Here is a 16004-nt window from a genome sequence, read left to right as displayed (position 1 = left end):
ACTTCGAGGTCGTGCATGGCGTCCAGGTTGCTCCCGGATCCAGTGCCGTCGGTTCGTTCGTGCGCTGTTCGTGCTGTTCGCCGGCATCGTCGCGCCAGGTCACGCGGGGCGTCCGGGCCTCGGCGCGCCGCCGATCTCGTCGATCGGTGCGATGTCGAGCAGCTTGCCGTCGGCGATCACGGCGGCGCGGTCGGCGAAGTGTGCGGCCTCGTCGAGGTAGTGCGTCGTGAGCAGGATCGTGGTGCCCTCGCGCTTGACCTCGTCGATGAGGTCCCAGAAGCGGCGACGGGCCTCGGGGTCGAAGCCGGTCGTCGGTTCGTCGAGGAACAGGACCTCCGGCCGGCCGATGATCCCGAGGGCGACGTCGACGCGTCGGCGCTGCCCGCCGCTCAGCCGGCTGATGCGGGTGTTGCGCTGCGTCTCGAAGGCCCGGTCTTCTCGAGGAGCTCCTCGACGCTGCGGTGCCGGGGGTAGAGCGTCGTGAAATGCCGGAGCTGTTCGGCGACCGTGACGTTGGGGGACTCGGCGCTGGTCTGCAGGACGATGCCGATGCGGGCGTTGTGGCTGCGGCTCGATGCGGGCCAGGTCGTAGCCGAGGACCGTGACGTCACCGCCGGTGCGGGTGCGGTAGCCCTCGAGGACCTCGACCGTCGTGGTCTTGCCGGCGCCGTTCGGGCCGAGCAGGGCGAAGGTCTCGCCGCGGTGGATGTCGAAGCTCACGTCGTCGACGGCGACCTTGCCGGTGGCGTACTGCTTGCCGCGGTGAAGCGGACCTCGATGGCGGGGGTGTCGGGCCTTGAGACCAGCGTGCTCGGTCGCGGGGGCGGAGGAGGGATCGGCGGGGTCGGTGGTCCGGTTGTCCTCCGACGGGAGGATGGCTCTGCTCTCGTTGTGACGTTCCGGTTCGCGAACACCAGGGCCGCGGAACCGGAACAGGTCGATCGAGTCAAGTAGTCGGGGCGGATCCACTCCGTCAGCGGCTCGAAGTGCACGGGCGGCAGGACCTCGTCCGGATCAACCGCGTGCACGCTGGTGACGATGGTGGCCTCGCCGTACTCCAGTGAGCGGCGGGCGATGCCATCCCGCTCGTCGACCACCAGGAGGTCGTCCGTGTCGCTGCGGGTCTCTCACGGTGCTCGAAGGTCACCAGGATCGAGTGCTGCCCGATGTGCTGGATCAGCACCGGGTGGAAGCTCTCCGGGCCACGCCCCCAGCGGAGCATCAGCTCCGGCGCGGCCAGCCGCACGACACCTCCGGCGACGGTGCTGTGCTCAAACGTGTCCTGGGCGGGCCGTCCGAAGGTGTCCAGGACCCTGTCGCGGGTACGAGATCGTCGGCTGGTCCGAACGGTCGAGGGTCCTGACCGCTGCCGGTGCTCGTCCAGGTCGAGCCGGAACTGCCAGTACTCCCCGCGGTGAGACCTGGCGTGGACCCCCTCGATGACGTGCCGTCCGGACCTCACGCAGCGCGCGACCTCTTCGGCGACCGCGGGACCGTCGGGGCGGGTGAGGACCTCGTCGAAGCGCATGGTCCCATCCTGCCCGTCCTGCCCGGGGAACCCGACGTGCGGCTCCAGGCCATCCGCGTGGAGGCGATCCCGCCGTCGACGTCGATCGTGCCGCCGTTTACGAACGCTTGCCGGCCTCGTCGGACGACCCACCGCACCGCGCGGGCGATGTCCACCGGCTGCACCGGTCGGCCCGCCGGGGTGCCTGCGTCATCGCCGCCAGCGCGTCCGCCGAGTCCGCGTTGCCCGGCGTCAGCCGTCGCGCCCGGCGCCACGGTCGCGACGCGGATGCCCCTGTGCCCTACTCCGCGGCCCAGGCACGGGTCGAAGCCGCTCGACCGCGGCCTTCGTCGCCGAGGTACAGCGCCATGAACGGCACGCCGACCCGCGCCATCCACGAGCCGATGTTCACGATGTTCCCACCGCCGTGTGCCGCCATCGCCGGTGCGAGGGCGGCGACGAAGACGTGCGGGGCGCGGATGTTCGTCGCGAGCAGGGCGTCGACGGTGTCGTCCGACAGCGACTCGGTCAGGCCGCCCGGGTAGACGCCGGCGTTGTTCACGAGGACGTCGACGTGCGCGCGCCCCCCCGGCGGGGGGGGGGGGGGGGGGGGGGGGGGGGGGGGGGGGGGGGGGGGGGGGGGGGGGGGGGGGGGGGGGGGGGGGGGGGGGGGGGGGGGGCGGCCCCCCCGCGCCGCCGCCGGGGGGGGGGGGGGGGGGGGGGGGGGGGGGGGGGGGGGGGGGGGGGGGGGGGGGGGGGGGGGGGGGGGGGGGGGGGGGGGGGGGGGGGGCGCTGCTCGGTCGCGGCCGGCGGCGAGTGCGGACCTCGCTGCCCGACAGGTCGGTGACGAGCGTGAGCGGCCGACCGCCCTGGCGTTCGATGTCGGTCGCAACGGCACGCGTGCGGGCTTCGTCACGGCCGGCGACGGCGACGGTCATGCCGGCGCGGCGGCGAGCTCGCGAGCGACGGCCTCGCCGATGCCGCTGGAGGCTCCGGTCACGAGGGCGGTGCGGTGGGTGTCGTTCGGTGCGGTGGTCATGGTCCGATGCTCGTGCCGACGAGCGGCTCCGGCTGCTTGCCCGGACCCACGAAGTCCGTGCCGATCGGGCGCAGGGCCTCGGCCGTCAGACCCCCTCGGTAGGTTGGCGGACGTGGACGATCTCTCACTGCGCAGCATCTCGACCGTGCCCGCGGCGATCCGCAACCGCCCACGCCGCCGTCCTCGGAACCGACCACCACGACCCCGGCCGCACGCGCCGGGTCCGCGCACCGTGCCGATGCGCTCGGCCTCACCGTGTCGCGCGTGCTCGAGCCGGACCGGCCTGTTCGACCTGCCGGTGCCGTTCGCCGTCGTTGTCCGTCGTCCTCCGCGAGGCGCAAGCGCTCTATCGTCGGGGACGACGACCAGCTCTAGAGCCGCGAGCGCTTCATCATCACCCCCGTCGACCTGCCCGTCACGTCGCCGGTGTCGTCGACTTACCGCCGGCAGCGACGGCTTCGTCTCCGCCGTCTGGCGGCTCGACCCGACGGTCGTCGGCGAGGTCGTCGCGTCGAGTGTCCGCGCCGACCGCCCAGCCTCGCGGCGAGGTGCCCCGACTCGGCACCTGGACCGAACCGCTCGCCGACGCATTCGCCCGACCGCCTCGCCCTGCTCGACACCCCCGAGGACGCGCCGGTGCTCTTCCCCCTCGTCTCGCGCGAGATCGTCCTCCGCCTGCCGCAGACCGAACAGGCACCGCGCATCACCGCCGCACTCGACGGCTCCCGGCGCACCTCGGTGCTCGTCGCCGCCGCGACCGCCACCCTGCTCACCGGACCATAGCCGAGCCGTGAGTCGATGGACCGCCTCACCCGCGAGCTCCGGGTCAGCGGAGTCCACCCTGTTCGCCCCGCTTCAAGGGGAGGCGACCGGCATGACCCCCGCCCAGTACACCTCAAGCGGACGCGGCTCGGCGAAGAAGCGACGGCGGATGATCGTGCACGGCGACACCGCCGCACGCGCGGCCACGGCCCGTCGGCTTCCGCAGTGCATCCACTTCTCGCGGGACTACCGGGAGGCGTACCGAGGCCGTCCGCCGGCGGCGAACGCCCGTCGCCCGGCACGAGGCGCAACTCGCGTTGGCGACGGCCGGTGTAGCCGTGGGAGACGGCCCGCAGGCGGACTGGAGGCGCGGGGCGGGCTGGTGCCGTGCCTCCACGGCCGTCAGGGGGAGACCCGTACCGCACCCTGTGAGGTTGCACCGGAGCAACGCGCGGGTACACCGGAAGCATGCAGGTCGTCGGAGGTCGAACAGTTCGGAGAGGCCGAAGGCCCTCGCCGTCCTCGAGGTCCCGGAGCCGCACGCTGGTTCGGGGTCGGTGCGCATCCGTGTGCACGCGTTCCGCGATGAACCCGACCGACACCGAGGGCGGGCCGGGCAGCGTGACTCTCGCGGGCGTCGCCGCCGTACGTGCCGGGGATGGACGCTGCCGGGGTCATCGACGAGGTCGGAGGCCGACGTGTCGGGTGGTCGGTCGGCGACGAGGTGATGGCCCTCGCGCTGCCGCTCCAGCACGCACGGTGGGGCGTACGTGCAGGAGCTCGTCGCGCCGGTCCGGGTCGTTCACGCGGGTGCCGCGAGGAACGTCCGCTCTCCGCTGCTTCTACAGCTGCCGATGAACGGGTTGACCGCGTTGCAGATCCTCTCTCGGGCTGCATTGGCTCCGGGGGCAGACGCTCGCCGTGACCGGGGCTGCGGGGCTGCTCGAGAACTACCTCGTTGCAGCTCGCTCGTGCCGCGGGTGTGACCGTGATCGCCGATGCTGCTCCTGCCGACGAAGGCGCTCGTGCGGTCGCTCGGGCCGGACCACATCGTTGCCGCGGGGATCGGGACTAGCGGACGCCGTCCGTTCGATCGTGCCGGGCGGGGTCGATGCGCTGGCCGATGCCTCCGTGCGAGGCCGAGGTCGTCGATGCGGTGCAGGACGGGGGAGCGTTCTTCAGCGTGCGGGGCTGGGGGAGCAACGGGGCTCGGGGGATCCGGTTCGACAAGATCATGGTGTTTGAGGAGTACCGGTCGTTCGACAAGCTCCAGGCAGCTGCGGCGTGCGGTGGAGAAGAGCGGGACGGTGACGCCGAGGGTGGCGGAGGTGTTGCCGGCCTCGCGGGCTGCGAGAGAGCGCATGAGCGGCTCGAGGGCGAGGGGACGCGGGGGGCGGTTCGTTGTTGACGTGGTGGATGTGAGTCAACGCGACGGCACATCGGAGACGCGGTGCGGTTGGCGGAATTGTTGGCAGGCTCGTCGTGGTGGCGATCGACCTGGGCTCGTTGAGGATCGCAAACTCATCGGAGTCGAGATCACCGCCCAGCACACCAGGCGGGTCGACCGAGGCCTCGGGACGGCACCGACTCATCACTCTGCCTGCCGTGTCCGCTGTTTACGACTTTCGAAGGAAGGGGAAACAGCATTGCGCCCGTCGGCGCAGTACGGCCTAGCGGTGAGGGGCAGCTCCCGGCCGAGCGCGCGCACGTGGTGCCAGTCGGCGTCGATGTTACGCGCACAGCTCGGCAGCGGGGAGGCGGCAGCGGTCCTCGCCGCCGAACTGGGTGACGAGCATCGCGAGAACGAGGGGTGCGTAGTCCGCCCGGAGGAGCGCGCCGGGACGTCGTCCCGCATCGTTCGTTCGAGATCGACCGCGCGGGCTCGGGCGGCGTGCGGCAATCCGCCGCCGTAGCTTTAGGTCGAAGAAGCATCAACCCGTGCGTGGCTGGAGTGCTAGTGGGTGCACAGTACTAAGTAACGGTCCCGGAGAAGGTTCGGCGACTCACTGAGCAAGTGGACAAAACAGCCGCCGGGGAACCAGGATTAGTTCTATGTCTATCCGGTCGGCCTTGGCCAAGGAGCTGCTCGACCATGCACCCGAGGACTACGTCTCCCACCGAGTTACAGATCCGCGTTCCCATCGTTTTCGAACCGCACGAGCTACATTGAGTGGAAACAGTCGTTGGCCGAATCCCTCCAGGTCGACCCTTACGGAGTCATTCTCGTCGGTAGTGCCTGCACTGGCTTCAGCCTCAGCCCGCAGAAGAACTTCCGAGAGTTCAACCAGAAAAGCGATCTAGATGTCGCTGTGATTTCCGATCGGCACTTCGATGAAGCTTGGCGCTTTCTCCGGGACCTCGGCTCGGATATTCACAAGCTACCCGCTGATGCTAAGCGTGCCGTTAACTCACATAGATCTGGGCATGTGTTTGACGGTGTTATTGCAACCGATCGCTTTGTTCAGTATCTGCCCTTCGGCAGGACCTGGGTCCCAGCCCTCGAGCTTGCAACGACAACGCAGCCCGCTGATGGGCGGGCGGTCAAGGTGCGATTATACCGCGACCTCTTCGCTCTTCGGTCTTATCAGCCCGCGGAGTAGAAGAAGCTCGAACGCGACTTATGGAAGGCATGTGATGACACAGGACTATCTGGGAACAACCACGCTGACGGCGGCTGCAATAAAGCGCCTATCTGATAACGGGCAACTGGAGCTGAGGCCCCCATTTCAACGTAATCCAGTCTGGCTCGATGCTCAAAAGAGTTATCTTATCGACACGATTCTGAATGGGTATCCCGTTCCCGAGATGTACATGCAAATCGTGCAAGACGAAACCGGGTTCGAGACACATGTCGTAGTCGATGGCCAGCAGAGGTTGACTGCTCTTCTCGACTTCATCGCAGGCGAGTACGCGTTGAGCGGGCTTGACAACGAATGGAACGATTCCAACTGGAAATCTATCCGAAGGTCAGAAAAGGCCATCTATTCCTACACGTTCATTGTGCGTGTTCTGCCCGAGATGTCCACGGAGCAAATTCGGGCAATTTTCCAACGAACTGGAATCGGAACGTCGTTGCTTTGAGTCGGCAGGAGCTTCGCTTCAAAACCTATTGGGGGAGAGTTCATTCAGTCGATGGAACGTATTGCTACGTTTTCCATTTTGGCGGAGTTCTGGATTATTCACCGCACAACGAGAAGTTCGACGTATGCTTGACAAAGTTGAGTACGTAAGCGAACTCGCCGTTGGGTCGCTGCATGGCGTGCAAAACAAAAAGGTGCTTTAGAGCGATGGTTTACCATCTATGAAGCCGAGTTTGAGGATCGAGACAAAGTTGAAACAACGTTTGTAACGGCGCTTGGCGAGCTGGAACACTTGGTACCAAACTTAGGGCGCTCCAGGTGGTCCAAAAAGTCGATTTTTATACGTTGTTTTTGTACGTCGCTTCTCGCGAAAAAGAGCTTCCGCTGAGCAGCGAAGAGCGTGCGCAGATGAAGGAACAGCTGGCCACCTTCGCAGAGCAGGTGGACGTAGTCCTACGGCTCGATCCATCGAAGTCTGCGACGGTCGTGCGCTCGGTGCTCCGCTACTCTCGAGCAGTTCAGCGAGCCGCTAGCGACTTGAAGTAATCGACGGACCCGTGCCGAGGCGCTTTCGGAGTATTTGAGCGGAGAGCGTTCGACTGTTGATCTCAATGGCCCAGCGGATGAGAGTGTCGAGGAATCGAGGTGTAGAAGAGGATCCGTACGATGACGAGTGAAGGGATGCGGCGCTAAGTTTTACATGGGAGACTCGCGTTAGCCGGAGAAGGTGAAGGGCCGTCGGTCAGTGCCGTGATGGTCGAAACGCAGACGGTACTCGGGGTGAGCGTCGTGCCTCACAGCGGTGGCATGGCAGACATCAATCCGCGACCAAAGTCCGGGTTTGGGTTTCAGGAGAGTAAAGGGTGAGCTAGCTCGCGGCGTCGCTGATCTCATTCCACAGGAGTTCGAAATCTGGTTCGTCGCGGAACCGTGGAGCGATGCCCGGGCCAGGTCTTTCAGCCGTCGCTTAGCGAGGGCCGGCATTTCTGCTCGAATGCGGTCAGGAACGCGACCTGATAGGCCGGAATGTGTTGCGCCGCAGCCCATTCGAGGAGTTGCGCCTTTCGCTCAACGTCAATGGGGCCGTCCGTATGGACGGCCTCGATGGCCCAGAACGTGCCGTTTGCTCCGGCATCGAAGAGCAGTGCATCGGGAAGTAGCTGGCTGACCGCTATGGAAACCCCAAGCGTCTGTAGCCGCTGCTCGTCAACGTAGGCTTGCTTTTCTCCAGGTTCCGAGATCGCAAGGACTAGGTGTGCGAAAGCTTGCGAGGTGCCCACTCCTCGACAACGCCTTTTGGGATCAGCGAAGCGTGACCAGGCTCGGAGCCGGACGACCATCAGGGAACGTGACGACGGCATCGGTCGCGCGTGCATGGTCGCGGACGGCCATGGCAACTTCGCACGGGCGCTGGTGGTCATGTGAGTTTCAATCCACGTCGTGATTGCGGCGTCAAGGTCATCATCTTCAAGCGTGGGGTCGAAGAGATCCGCGAAGTGGTCAGCGGAAGCCCATCGGGCTGCTGACAGTGGTTTTCACGCCCGGTCGCGTCACCATTGCGTTGTTGGCGCGCAGGAGATTCCATGAGTCGTCGCGGAGCGACTCGCGCGAGTCTTGCGCGTACCACTGCTCGAAAGCGATGTCCCATGAGCTGAGAAGCGCGGCGACCTTCTCGCGTCCGCGCATTGCGGCTTTACCCACGAGATCCGATGCTCTTCTGTGGTCGCTATAGAGGACATTTTCTTGCATCCACAGAGGCCGTGGAAGGCCGTGCCCAGACGGTGTCTGGCCCCGGGCCGACAGCTCCCGCATGTCGGCGCGGCGACGCCGGCCGAGATTGGGCTGGAAGGGTTGTGTCGAACGCCTCTCGGGGGAAGATCTTCAGAAGCCGTTCGGCGGCCGGCTCCCGGCTGATGATAGGGCGGAGCGATGGCATCAGCTGAGCCTGTACGCCTTCGCCACGGCCGACTCAAGCTCCTCGCCGCGAGTCCTCCCAAGAGGCGAGTACTTCAGCGTCAGGGAGAGGCAGCGCAGCGGCTCGTAGCTCGACACGGCGACCGTGCCACTGAGGCAGCGCATGACACGATCGAGGGTCCGCGTGGCGAGGATACGTGCGACAGCGCCCGCGATAGTAGCGGAAGCGGCGTCGTAGGCAAAGAGCACATTGACGTGGTTCTCCACGATGACGCTTCCGCCGAACTCCTCCAGCCTTCCGGACGTGAGCTCGGCCGGGACAGGAGCGCCTCGTCTGCTCCGGCGCTGTCGTGCGTTGCACCAGCACGGCCGGCTCGTTGAGTGTCATCACCTCGGCATCGTGGTCGTCCCTGAGAGCTAGGTAGCGCTGCGCATTCCGCGCGGGAGCGCAGCGCACTTCGCCGCCGTCGATGTCCGCGCCCCACCAAGATCACCCGTCGTGCTCTGCCCGGGCGAGCGAAAATGTGTTCGCGTCGCCGGTTCCACACAAACGGCCCGGTCGAAGCGCGATAGCCGACGGTCGATAGTGTGAGCGGAAGCTGTGCTGCGGCTGCCGCGATCACTGCATCAATTGGATCCGCCCGGAATGAGCCAAGGGCCTTCACCCTTTGGCGGTGTGATGGATGCGACGGGCTCTATGTTGCCATTGGCCGTGCCACGGTGGTCTGAGGGTGGCGTTTGCGTTGGAATACGGCCAAGCAGGGTGTCTGCAGTTACCCCGGTGAAGGAACCGCTGCGATTGAGGACAAACGCCACGCTTCTTAACAGTGCCTGTTCCGGGAAGTACCGCCGGAGCGATGCTGGTAAACCCCGCGGCGAAGCTTGTCCGGGACGAGTGCGCTGAGCAGACCATCGATGGTGAGGTTGCGAGCGCCTTCGGCCATGAAGAGGCCGTAGATGTTGGCGTCCGTAGAGCACGTGAGCGTACTGCTCACGGGTTGCGGCGTCTAACGGCACCCGGCCGTAGGGCAGGTTCATGATCGATCACCGCTGGCGGGAGAGCGGAGTCCAATCCGTCCCCGTCGGATGAGAGGGCAGTGGACGCCGATTCTTCTCAGGCACCCGGGCGAGCGTCAGCAGCATCTCGGCTGCGAGAATCACGCTCCTACCCGCAGCGGCCCGTCCTGATCGATACCTTCGATCAGTTGCGGCAGTGCAGCGATTGTCAGTGCCGCATCGACGAGCGGCTGTGGCGCGCAGGTGCTCGCGAAGCGGTGGTAGAACAGCGCCCGGATCAGCCGCCGGATCTCGCAGCAGTCCGGGTAACCGGTGATCTTCGCTGGTCCAGCTCAACGCCGCTCGGGTCTGCGCCCACGGGTAGTCCGCTAGATCGGCAGAGGGTGTAGTGCTGGCCATGCGCGCGCGGCTCGAAGGGGACAGGGTCTGCACGTATGCCTGTCCGAGCTCATGTCCGGACCGGTCGCGCAGGTCTGGGGCATCCGGCGAGTCATTGAACGACAGCGCGACTGCACCAACGGCGTGCTCCGGATCGAGCCATCGACCGGAGGAGCCGACGTGTGCCGCCCGATGCGCCCACCATGAGCGCAGTGAAGCGAGCATCTCGGTGGTGGCATCCGGCCGGTACAGCTGTTGATGCGGCCGCAGCCTTCGTTCCCGTACGTGCCATGTGACAACGATATGGGTGAAAGCAGCGCATCGCAGCGGCGTGCCCGCCCGCACGTGTCCGAATGCACCCATTATCCGATGGGGTCGACAAGGTCCGACGTGCTCGGTACATGGTCCAGTCATGGACGTCGACGCCTCGTGCCGACCGGAGTAGTGTCGTGAGTGCCTGTCATGATGAGGGTTGGAAGGGAAACGCGTGGATGCGAAACCTGAGCACGAAATCGTGGCCGCCCGTCGTCGGCAGTTCGACCGGGTCCGCCTGCTGAATGAGGAGATGGACCGGTTGACGATCGATGTCGACCAACGAGCCGCAGCGTCTCGAACAGACTCATTCTTGGCCGTTGCTGCGGGCGTTATCATCGCAGCATCCGTTGCTGGCGCTGTGGACCGTGCTTCCCTGGATCGGCGTCCTCGCGTTGGGCTTCGCGTGTGTCGGACTGTTGTGCGCCACAGTGGCGGCTTCGACCAGGACGCCGAGATCGGGCTCGTTGCGCAGCGACTTGCCGATCTTTACCTGGACTCGGAGCTGTACGCAGCCGCGATCGGGGAACGCAGTTGGTTCGACAAAAGGCCGACGTCATCAGCGCACGTGAATCTGACCTAATCAAGCGGGCGCATTGGGTGGCAACCGAGGTCCACTGCGCTGCTGGTGGTGCTGCGCTTGCGATCGTATTCGCAACTCAGACCCTGGGAGGGTGACGATGGGACGACCGGGCTTCGACGAAAATGCACCAGGCGATAGTGGCGACGACGAATCCGACGCCGGACTCATTGGGTTCGTCAAGAGAGTGGCGATGGCACGGGCTTCCTGACGGCGAGCGCCAACGAAGACGACACTTACACGGCAGACGGCGGGGGTGAGGAACACAAGCGGTAAGCGATCCCGTGGGTCTGAAGTTGCGGCCGCCGCGACGGCGCGTATTCAAACATATGGTGCGGCCCTATCAGCGTGTACGCGAGCAACTGGTCACGCTCAGAGTTGGCGGCTCTCCCCTATACGTGGGAGCGGCGTCAGTTCCCGTCGCGGACGGCCAGGGTGACGCGACCGTGACAGGAGACTTCGTGGCGGTTCGCGTTGGTTCGCTCGCGGATCTTCGTGAGTTCTTCCAGAGCCCCGCGCTTGGTCGCGTTACTTGCGATGGTGGGGCTGGTGCGATTGGAGCGGCCAGATCCTGACGCACTCGGCAGCCGACGACCCGCGTCGTCCCCGGCTGTGGAGCTCGCGTCGGACGGCGAGCTCGGGTGCAGTGTCCCGGCGGCCGAACCGCGCCATGTGTCGTCGGCGCGCGTCGTCCGCTTCCCAGTGCTCCATCTCGAGGATCGTCGTCGAGTGGTCTCGACTCCGCACGGTCGGACGGCGCTCGGTGGACGAATGTCAGCGGAGCACGGTTGTGAGGGCGAGCAGCCATCGGAGGAACGGCACTGGCAAGTGCCCCGATGACGGCAACGCGGTCGTCGGCTGGTAGGTCACACCAGCGTGATCGCCACCTCGCCGCAGTACCTCCCGCCGACGCCAACTGCACTGACCGACCCCGCAGGCCTCGGCGCCCACCGACCTCGGGCAACGGCAGCCCGGCGAACCGCTCCGCCCGAGTGCTCAGCCGGATCATCCGCTTCGGCAGCATCGGGCCGGTTCCGGTCGGGGACCACCAGCGCCTCGATGACCGCCGGGTGCACGCCAGGGGCGGCGGTGCCGTCGAGCACGACCAGGTCCTCCCGGACGAACGACCCGAGCCGCGACCACGAGTGGTCGGTCGGCGCGGATCCCCGACGTACACGTCGTCCACGCCGGCGTCCACGAGCGACAGCGCCTGCAACAACGGCGGCATGTTCGGGTGCTCCTCGACGGTCGGCAACCCTTCGCCGAGCATGCGTCGGCGGACCGAGTCTCCCGCGATGAACGCACCCACACGCCAGCCGAACTGCCGGGCGACTGAGACTGACGCCGCCACCGAGGACAAGCGCCAGCCCGGTCCACTCCCCGCGGGTAGAAGTTGTGGATCAGCTCGACGTCGAGATCAGCGAACGGCGTCAGCTCGTCGGCCCGCAGGGTGCTCGCGTTCAGGGCGATCGGGAGCACCGAGGCGATCTTCCGGATCGAAGATGCCGAGAACCGAAGTCGATCCGCACCCGCGCGACGCTTGATCGTCCGCAGGAACTCCCACGGCGAATCCCCGAGCAGCCGAGCGGTGTTGGGAGAGACGTCGGCCACGACCGTCAGCCCCATCGACGAGGCAGCCGACACGATCGCGGTCGCTGCGGCACGAGCACCGGCGGGGAGTCCTCGGGGATGTGCAACGAGGTGAACGCGAGCGTCGCACCCGCCTCCGCTGCGGCCGCGAAGGTCGGGCCCGCCGGTGGAGCATGCGCCAGGTGCGCGCTCGCGCCCGGCCGCATCAGCGCGAAGCCCCGCCCGAGCAGAACCGGCAGTGGCGCCGGCATCGGCGCCGGCTGCAAGGTCCCCGCGGCGCCGGCAGCAGGAGGCGCATCGGTCGCGTCCGCCGGCACGGCCGACGACACCAGGTCGAGCCCCGGGCGCGGACTGCTCCTCGGAGTCGGCCTTGACCGACGCAGAGACCCCGAACGGCAACGTCGCCACGAACCCGACGACGTACGCCACGATCAGGCCCGACCCGTACCCGAGCAGCGCCCAGCCGTACCCGGAGGAGCCGTTCAGCAGCAGGATGAGCGACAGGTCGAGGCGCCGCTGATGGCGATCGCCCCGACCAGGTGCCCGAGCTGGTCGAACAGCCCGACGACACCGCCACCGAACGCACCACCGATGCGCGCGGTGATGAACGGCCGACCGAGGGGGAGCGTCACACCGTAGATGAGGGGCTCGCCGACACCGAAGAGCCCGGCGGGCAGCGCGCCACGGATCGTCCGCGAGAGCGCTTCGTTGCGACGGAAGCGCATCCAGAACGCGATCGCGGCACCGATCTCCGGCACCACCCATCGCGAGGACGGGCAGCAGCGGTCCGCGGTCTGGTCGATCAGCGTGGTGTGGATCGGCGTGAGCGCCTGGTGTGCATGCCCGTCATGACGAGCGGCAGGAAGAACCCGCCGAGGATGAACCCGGCGAACGCGCCGCCGTTGGCGAGGAGCCAGGTGGCGGCGGTGCCGATCGCGACAGGCGACACCCGGCGACGGACATCAGCACGCCGAGGGTGATCGACCCGGCGACGAGCACCGTGACAGTCGGCACGACGATGAGCGCGATGACGTCCGGCGTGTGCCGGCGCATGAACCGTTCGACCAGGGCGGCGAGGATGCCGCCGGCCATCGCCGAGCACACCACCCTGCCCGAGGCAGGCGTCTGCCCGAACACGGTCACGTTGGCAGCCCCGGCGGCGACGACGATCGCGCCCATGGCGCCACCGAGGATCGGCGTGCCGCCGAACTCCTTCGCGGCGTTCATCCCGACGAAGACGGCGAGCAGGGACAGGAACCCGGACGACAGGACGCCGAGGAACGGCGTCACGCCGAACAGCCACCCGAGGTTCGTCAGGATGCCGTTGATCCCGGCGATGAGACCGCAGGCGATCAGCGCGGGGATGAGCGGGATGAAGATCGCGGAGATGCGGCGGATGGCGCGCATGGTGTTGCCGTCCGAACAGGCGCGCGCCGACGCCTTGATCTCGGCGCCGCGAGCCGCCAGCTTCGTCAGGTGAAGCACCGGACGCACCGGACGCACCGGACCCACCAGCCGCAGCGCCTGCGGGGCGGAGGCGCGCAGTGCCTCCAGGTCGACGGCCACGCGTCGACCGAGACCCGGGCCGAGCACGATCTCAGGTACGGAGCCGGCCGCGATCCGCGGCCATGACGCCGTCGGTCGCCTTGAGCTCGTCGAGCGAGACGGACGATTCGGAGACGACCTCGACCCGCAGTCAGGTCATGCAGTTCTCGACGTCGGCGATGTTCGAGGACCCACCGACAGTGTCGAGGATCCGCTGTGCGAGTTGCTGTGCATCGGTCATTGATGGTGCTCCTCGGGGGAAAGGATTCGGGTTGCGGGGAAGGGTCAGAGAACGGCTCGGAGGGAGCCGGAAGCATCGGCGAGACGCTCGCGGGCGTCGACGCGGACGCCCCGGTGAGGATCACCGCGATGGCGGTCTTCACCTCGCCGTCGCTCTCGGACAGGGCAGCGGAGACCTCGTCGTCGGGAGCGCCAGTCATTACGAGCGTGAACGCCCGCGCGACGAGCTTCGCGTTCGTGGCACGCACGTCGACCATGCCGCGGTTGCCGTACGTCTTGTTGCTGCGCACCATCGCGAGCGTGGTGAGCATGTTGAGGACGAGCTTCTGCGCGGTCCCCGCCTTCAGGCGGGTGAACCCGGCGATGAACTCGGGACCGACGACGACGTCGATGGCGATGTCGGCGTGCCGCCCCCCGCGGCCGAACCCGCGTTGCACGCGACCGAGACCGAGAAGGCGGAGCGGCGGCGGGCCTCCCGGATGGCGGCGATCACGTAGGGCGTCCTGCCGGACGCGCTGATCCCGACGACCACGTCGTCGGCCGACAGGCCAGCGTGCGTCGAAGTCGCGGACGGCCGCTTCCTCGTCGTCCTCCGCGCCCTCGACGGCGGTCGTCAACGCGACCTCGCCCCCGGCGATCAGGCCGACCACCTGCGACGGGTCGGTGCCGAAGGTGGGCGGGCACTCGCTGGCGTCGAGGACGCTAGCCGGCCCGGCGATGCCCGCGCCGACGTAGACCTTGCCGCCGCGCTGAACGCTGCGGCGATCCGGTCTGCCGCCTCTGCGATGGCCGGGAGGCGGCTCGACTGCCGCAGGCGCGCTGCGGTCGCCGGCGTTCATGCGCTGGGCAGCCTCGAGGGTGGAGACCAGGTCGATGTCGTCGAGGCTCGCGTCGGTCGCCTCGGTGGTGAGGTCCTTGAGTTCGTCGCGCAGGTGGTCGTGGTGCACGTCGCGGTGGAGATCGTCGTGGTGCAGCTGGTCGTGGGGCATGGTGCTCGATTCGGGAACGGTGGTGCGTGCGGACCGCGTGGCGGCTGCGGGCCAGGAGAGGGGACAGGAGCGCTCGTCGGTGCGCTGGGCGACGACGATGAACAGGGCGTCGACGATGGCGAGCTGGCTCATCCGGCTGCCCATCGCGGCGGGGCGCAGGTCGCTCTCGGCGCCGGCGACGCCGAGCAGCACGAGGTCGGCGTGGTGGGTGAGGAGCGAGTTCGCGTGGCCGGTGATCGCGACGACGGTGGCCTCGTGCATCTTCGCCTCGGTCGCGACCTCGAGTGCCTCGGTCGTCGTGCCGGAGTGGCTCGATGATGACCAGGACGTCGTGCGGGCCGAGCACGCTCGCCAGGGTCAGGGCGTTGTGCGGGTCGTCGGCGATCGAGCTCGCGATGCCGATGCGTTCGAGCTTGAGGTGCTCGCGCGCGACGATGCCGCTCGCGCCGACGCCGTAGAGGACCACGCGGCGGGCCTCGCTGATCACCGCCGGCCGCGGACTCGGGCGTGCGGGTCGAGGTGCTGGGTGTCGCTCATCACGGCACGGACGTCCTCGGTGACCTTCGCGATGACGGTCAGCACGTCGTCGTCGACGCTGACGCCGGCGTGGATCTCGGTCTCGTGGCGCTCGTGGATGCCGCGTTCGACGGCGCGGGTCTTGCCGCTGCTGCGCTGCAGGTCGAAGTTGGCGTAGCCGAGGTGCTGGGCGAAGCGGGAGACCGTGGCGGGAGACGCCGGCAGCACCCGCGAGTCCGTGGCGCTCGTGGTGGCGCACGGCGGCGGATCGAGGACGGCGTCGGCGATGGCGCGCATGCTCGTCGGCATCGTGCGGGACTGGGTGCGGACGAGGGCGAACGCGTCGGCGCGGTCGGTGCGATCGGTGATCGTCATGCGCTCCATGAAAGCGCATTGCACGCTCGCGCGCTGACCTGCAAGTTACTTTCGTGTTTCGTCGGTGTGGCGAGGCGGGGGTGCTCGAGGGAGCAGAAATCGTCGAGTCCGGTCGCGGTACTCGACGATTACCTCCCAGACCGAGCCGCGGAAAGCGCTG

Annotated in this window: 12 protein-coding genes and 3 pseudogenes; 3 read left to right on the top strand and 12 right to left on the bottom strand. The window is 67.6% G+C overall.

Going from position 1 to position 16004, the window contains the following annotated elements:
• Positions 1–99 precede the first annotated feature (99 nt).
• Both ACZ8AI_RS20005 and ACZ8AI_RS20000 read right to left on the bottom strand, forming a co-directional pair.
• Positions 100–969, bottom strand: coding sequence for an ABC transporter ATP-binding protein (locus ACZ8AI_RS20005; RefSeq protein WP_464859595.1), 870 nt, complete (start codon positions 967–969; stop codon positions 100–102).
• 489 nt (positions 970–1458) lie between these two features.
• A pseudogene (locus ACZ8AI_RS20000) lies at positions 1459–2069 on the bottom strand (SDR family NAD(P)-dependent oxidoreductase).
• Here ACZ8AI_RS20000 and ACZ8AI_RS19995 point away from each other — a divergent pair.
• The 3 genes from ACZ8AI_RS19995 (at position 2062) to ACZ8AI_RS19985 (ending at position 6389) form a co-directional block, all read left to right on the top strand.
• Entirely contained in the window at positions 2062–3897 is a 1836-nt protein-coding gene (locus ACZ8AI_RS19995) for a hypothetical protein (protein ID WP_464859594.1), read from the top strand. The pseudogene ACZ8AI_RS20000 and the gene ACZ8AI_RS19995 sit on opposite strands and share 8 nt — an antisense overlap.
• A gap of 69 nt (positions 3898–3966) precedes the next feature.
• Positions 3967–4233 carry a hypothetical protein gene (locus ACZ8AI_RS19990; RefSeq protein WP_464859593.1) on the top strand — a complete coding sequence of 89 codons (267 nt, stop codon included), beginning with the start codon at positions 3967–3969 and terminating at the stop codon, positions 4231–4233.
• Between the two features lie 1709 nt (positions 4234–5942).
• Positions 5943–6389 (top strand): DUF262 domain-containing protein, encoded by a 447-nt coding sequence (locus ACZ8AI_RS19985; protein WP_464859592.1) that lies wholly within the window; start codon positions 5943–5945, stop codon positions 6387–6389.
• Between the two features lie 955 nt (positions 6390–7344).
• Here the strand turns inward: ACZ8AI_RS19985 and ACZ8AI_RS19980 are convergent.
• From ACZ8AI_RS19980 to ACZ8AI_RS19935, 10 genes and pseudogenes are all read right to left on the bottom strand, one after another.
• The gene (locus ACZ8AI_RS19980; RefSeq protein ID WP_464859591.1) at positions 7345–7668 is read right to left on the bottom strand and encodes a BsuBI/PstI family type II restriction endonuclease; all 324 of its coding nucleotides are present in this window, start codon (positions 7666–7668) and stop codon (positions 7345–7347) included.
• A gap of 220 nt (positions 7669–7888) precedes the next feature.
• Entirely contained in the window at positions 7889–8137 is a 249-nt protein-coding gene (locus tag ACZ8AI_RS19975) for a hypothetical protein (RefSeq protein ID WP_464859590.1), read from the bottom strand.
• A gap of 186 nt (positions 8138–8323) precedes the next feature.
• Complete coding sequence (locus tag ACZ8AI_RS19970; RefSeq protein ID WP_464859589.1) at positions 8324–8569, bottom strand: hypothetical protein; 246 nt, start codon at positions 8567–8569, stop codon at positions 8324–8326.
• Between the two features lie 2363 nt (positions 8570–10932).
• Positions 10933–11940: a MupG family TIM beta-alpha barrel fold protein gene (locus ACZ8AI_RS19965; RefSeq protein ID WP_464859717.1), complete on the bottom strand. Its 1008-nt coding sequence runs from the start codon at positions 11938–11940 to the stop codon at positions 10933–10935.
• A 41-nt stretch (positions 11941–11981) separates the two neighbouring features.
• Positions 11982–12587 (bottom strand): annotated as a pseudogene (locus ACZ8AI_RS19960) (hypothetical protein); the annotation flags it as partial.
• A 74-nt stretch (positions 12588–12661) separates the two neighbouring features.
• Entirely contained in the window at positions 12662–12937 is a 276-nt protein-coding gene (locus ACZ8AI_RS19955) for a PTS transporter subunit EIIC (protein ID WP_464859588.1), read from the bottom strand.
• An 88-nt stretch (positions 12938–13025) separates the two neighbouring features.
• Complete coding sequence (locus tag ACZ8AI_RS19950; RefSeq protein ID WP_464859587.1) at positions 13026–13664, bottom strand: PTS transporter subunit EIIC; 639 nt, start codon at positions 13662–13664, stop codon at positions 13026–13028.
• The gene (locus tag ACZ8AI_RS19945) at positions 13652–14803 is read right to left on the bottom strand and encodes an N-acetylmuramic acid 6-phosphate etherase (protein ID WP_464859716.1); all 1152 of its coding nucleotides are present in this window, start codon (positions 14801–14803) and stop codon (positions 13652–13654) included. Before ACZ8AI_RS19945 ends, ACZ8AI_RS19950 begins: the two co-directional genes overlap by 13 nt.
• Before the next feature lie 258 nt (positions 14804–15061).
• Positions 15062–15253, bottom strand: a pseudogene (locus tag ACZ8AI_RS19940) (phosphoheptose isomerase family protein); the annotation flags it as partial.
• A gap of 183 nt (positions 15254–15436) precedes the next feature.
• Entirely contained in the window at positions 15437–15844 is a 408-nt protein-coding gene (locus tag ACZ8AI_RS19935; protein ID WP_464859586.1) for a MurR/RpiR family transcriptional regulator, read from the bottom strand.
• Between the last annotated feature and the right edge of the window lie 160 nt (positions 15845–16004).

Source organism: Curtobacterium sp. AC273 (assembly GCF_979253735.1).
This window is presented reverse-complemented; position numbering and strand designations above follow the sequence as displayed.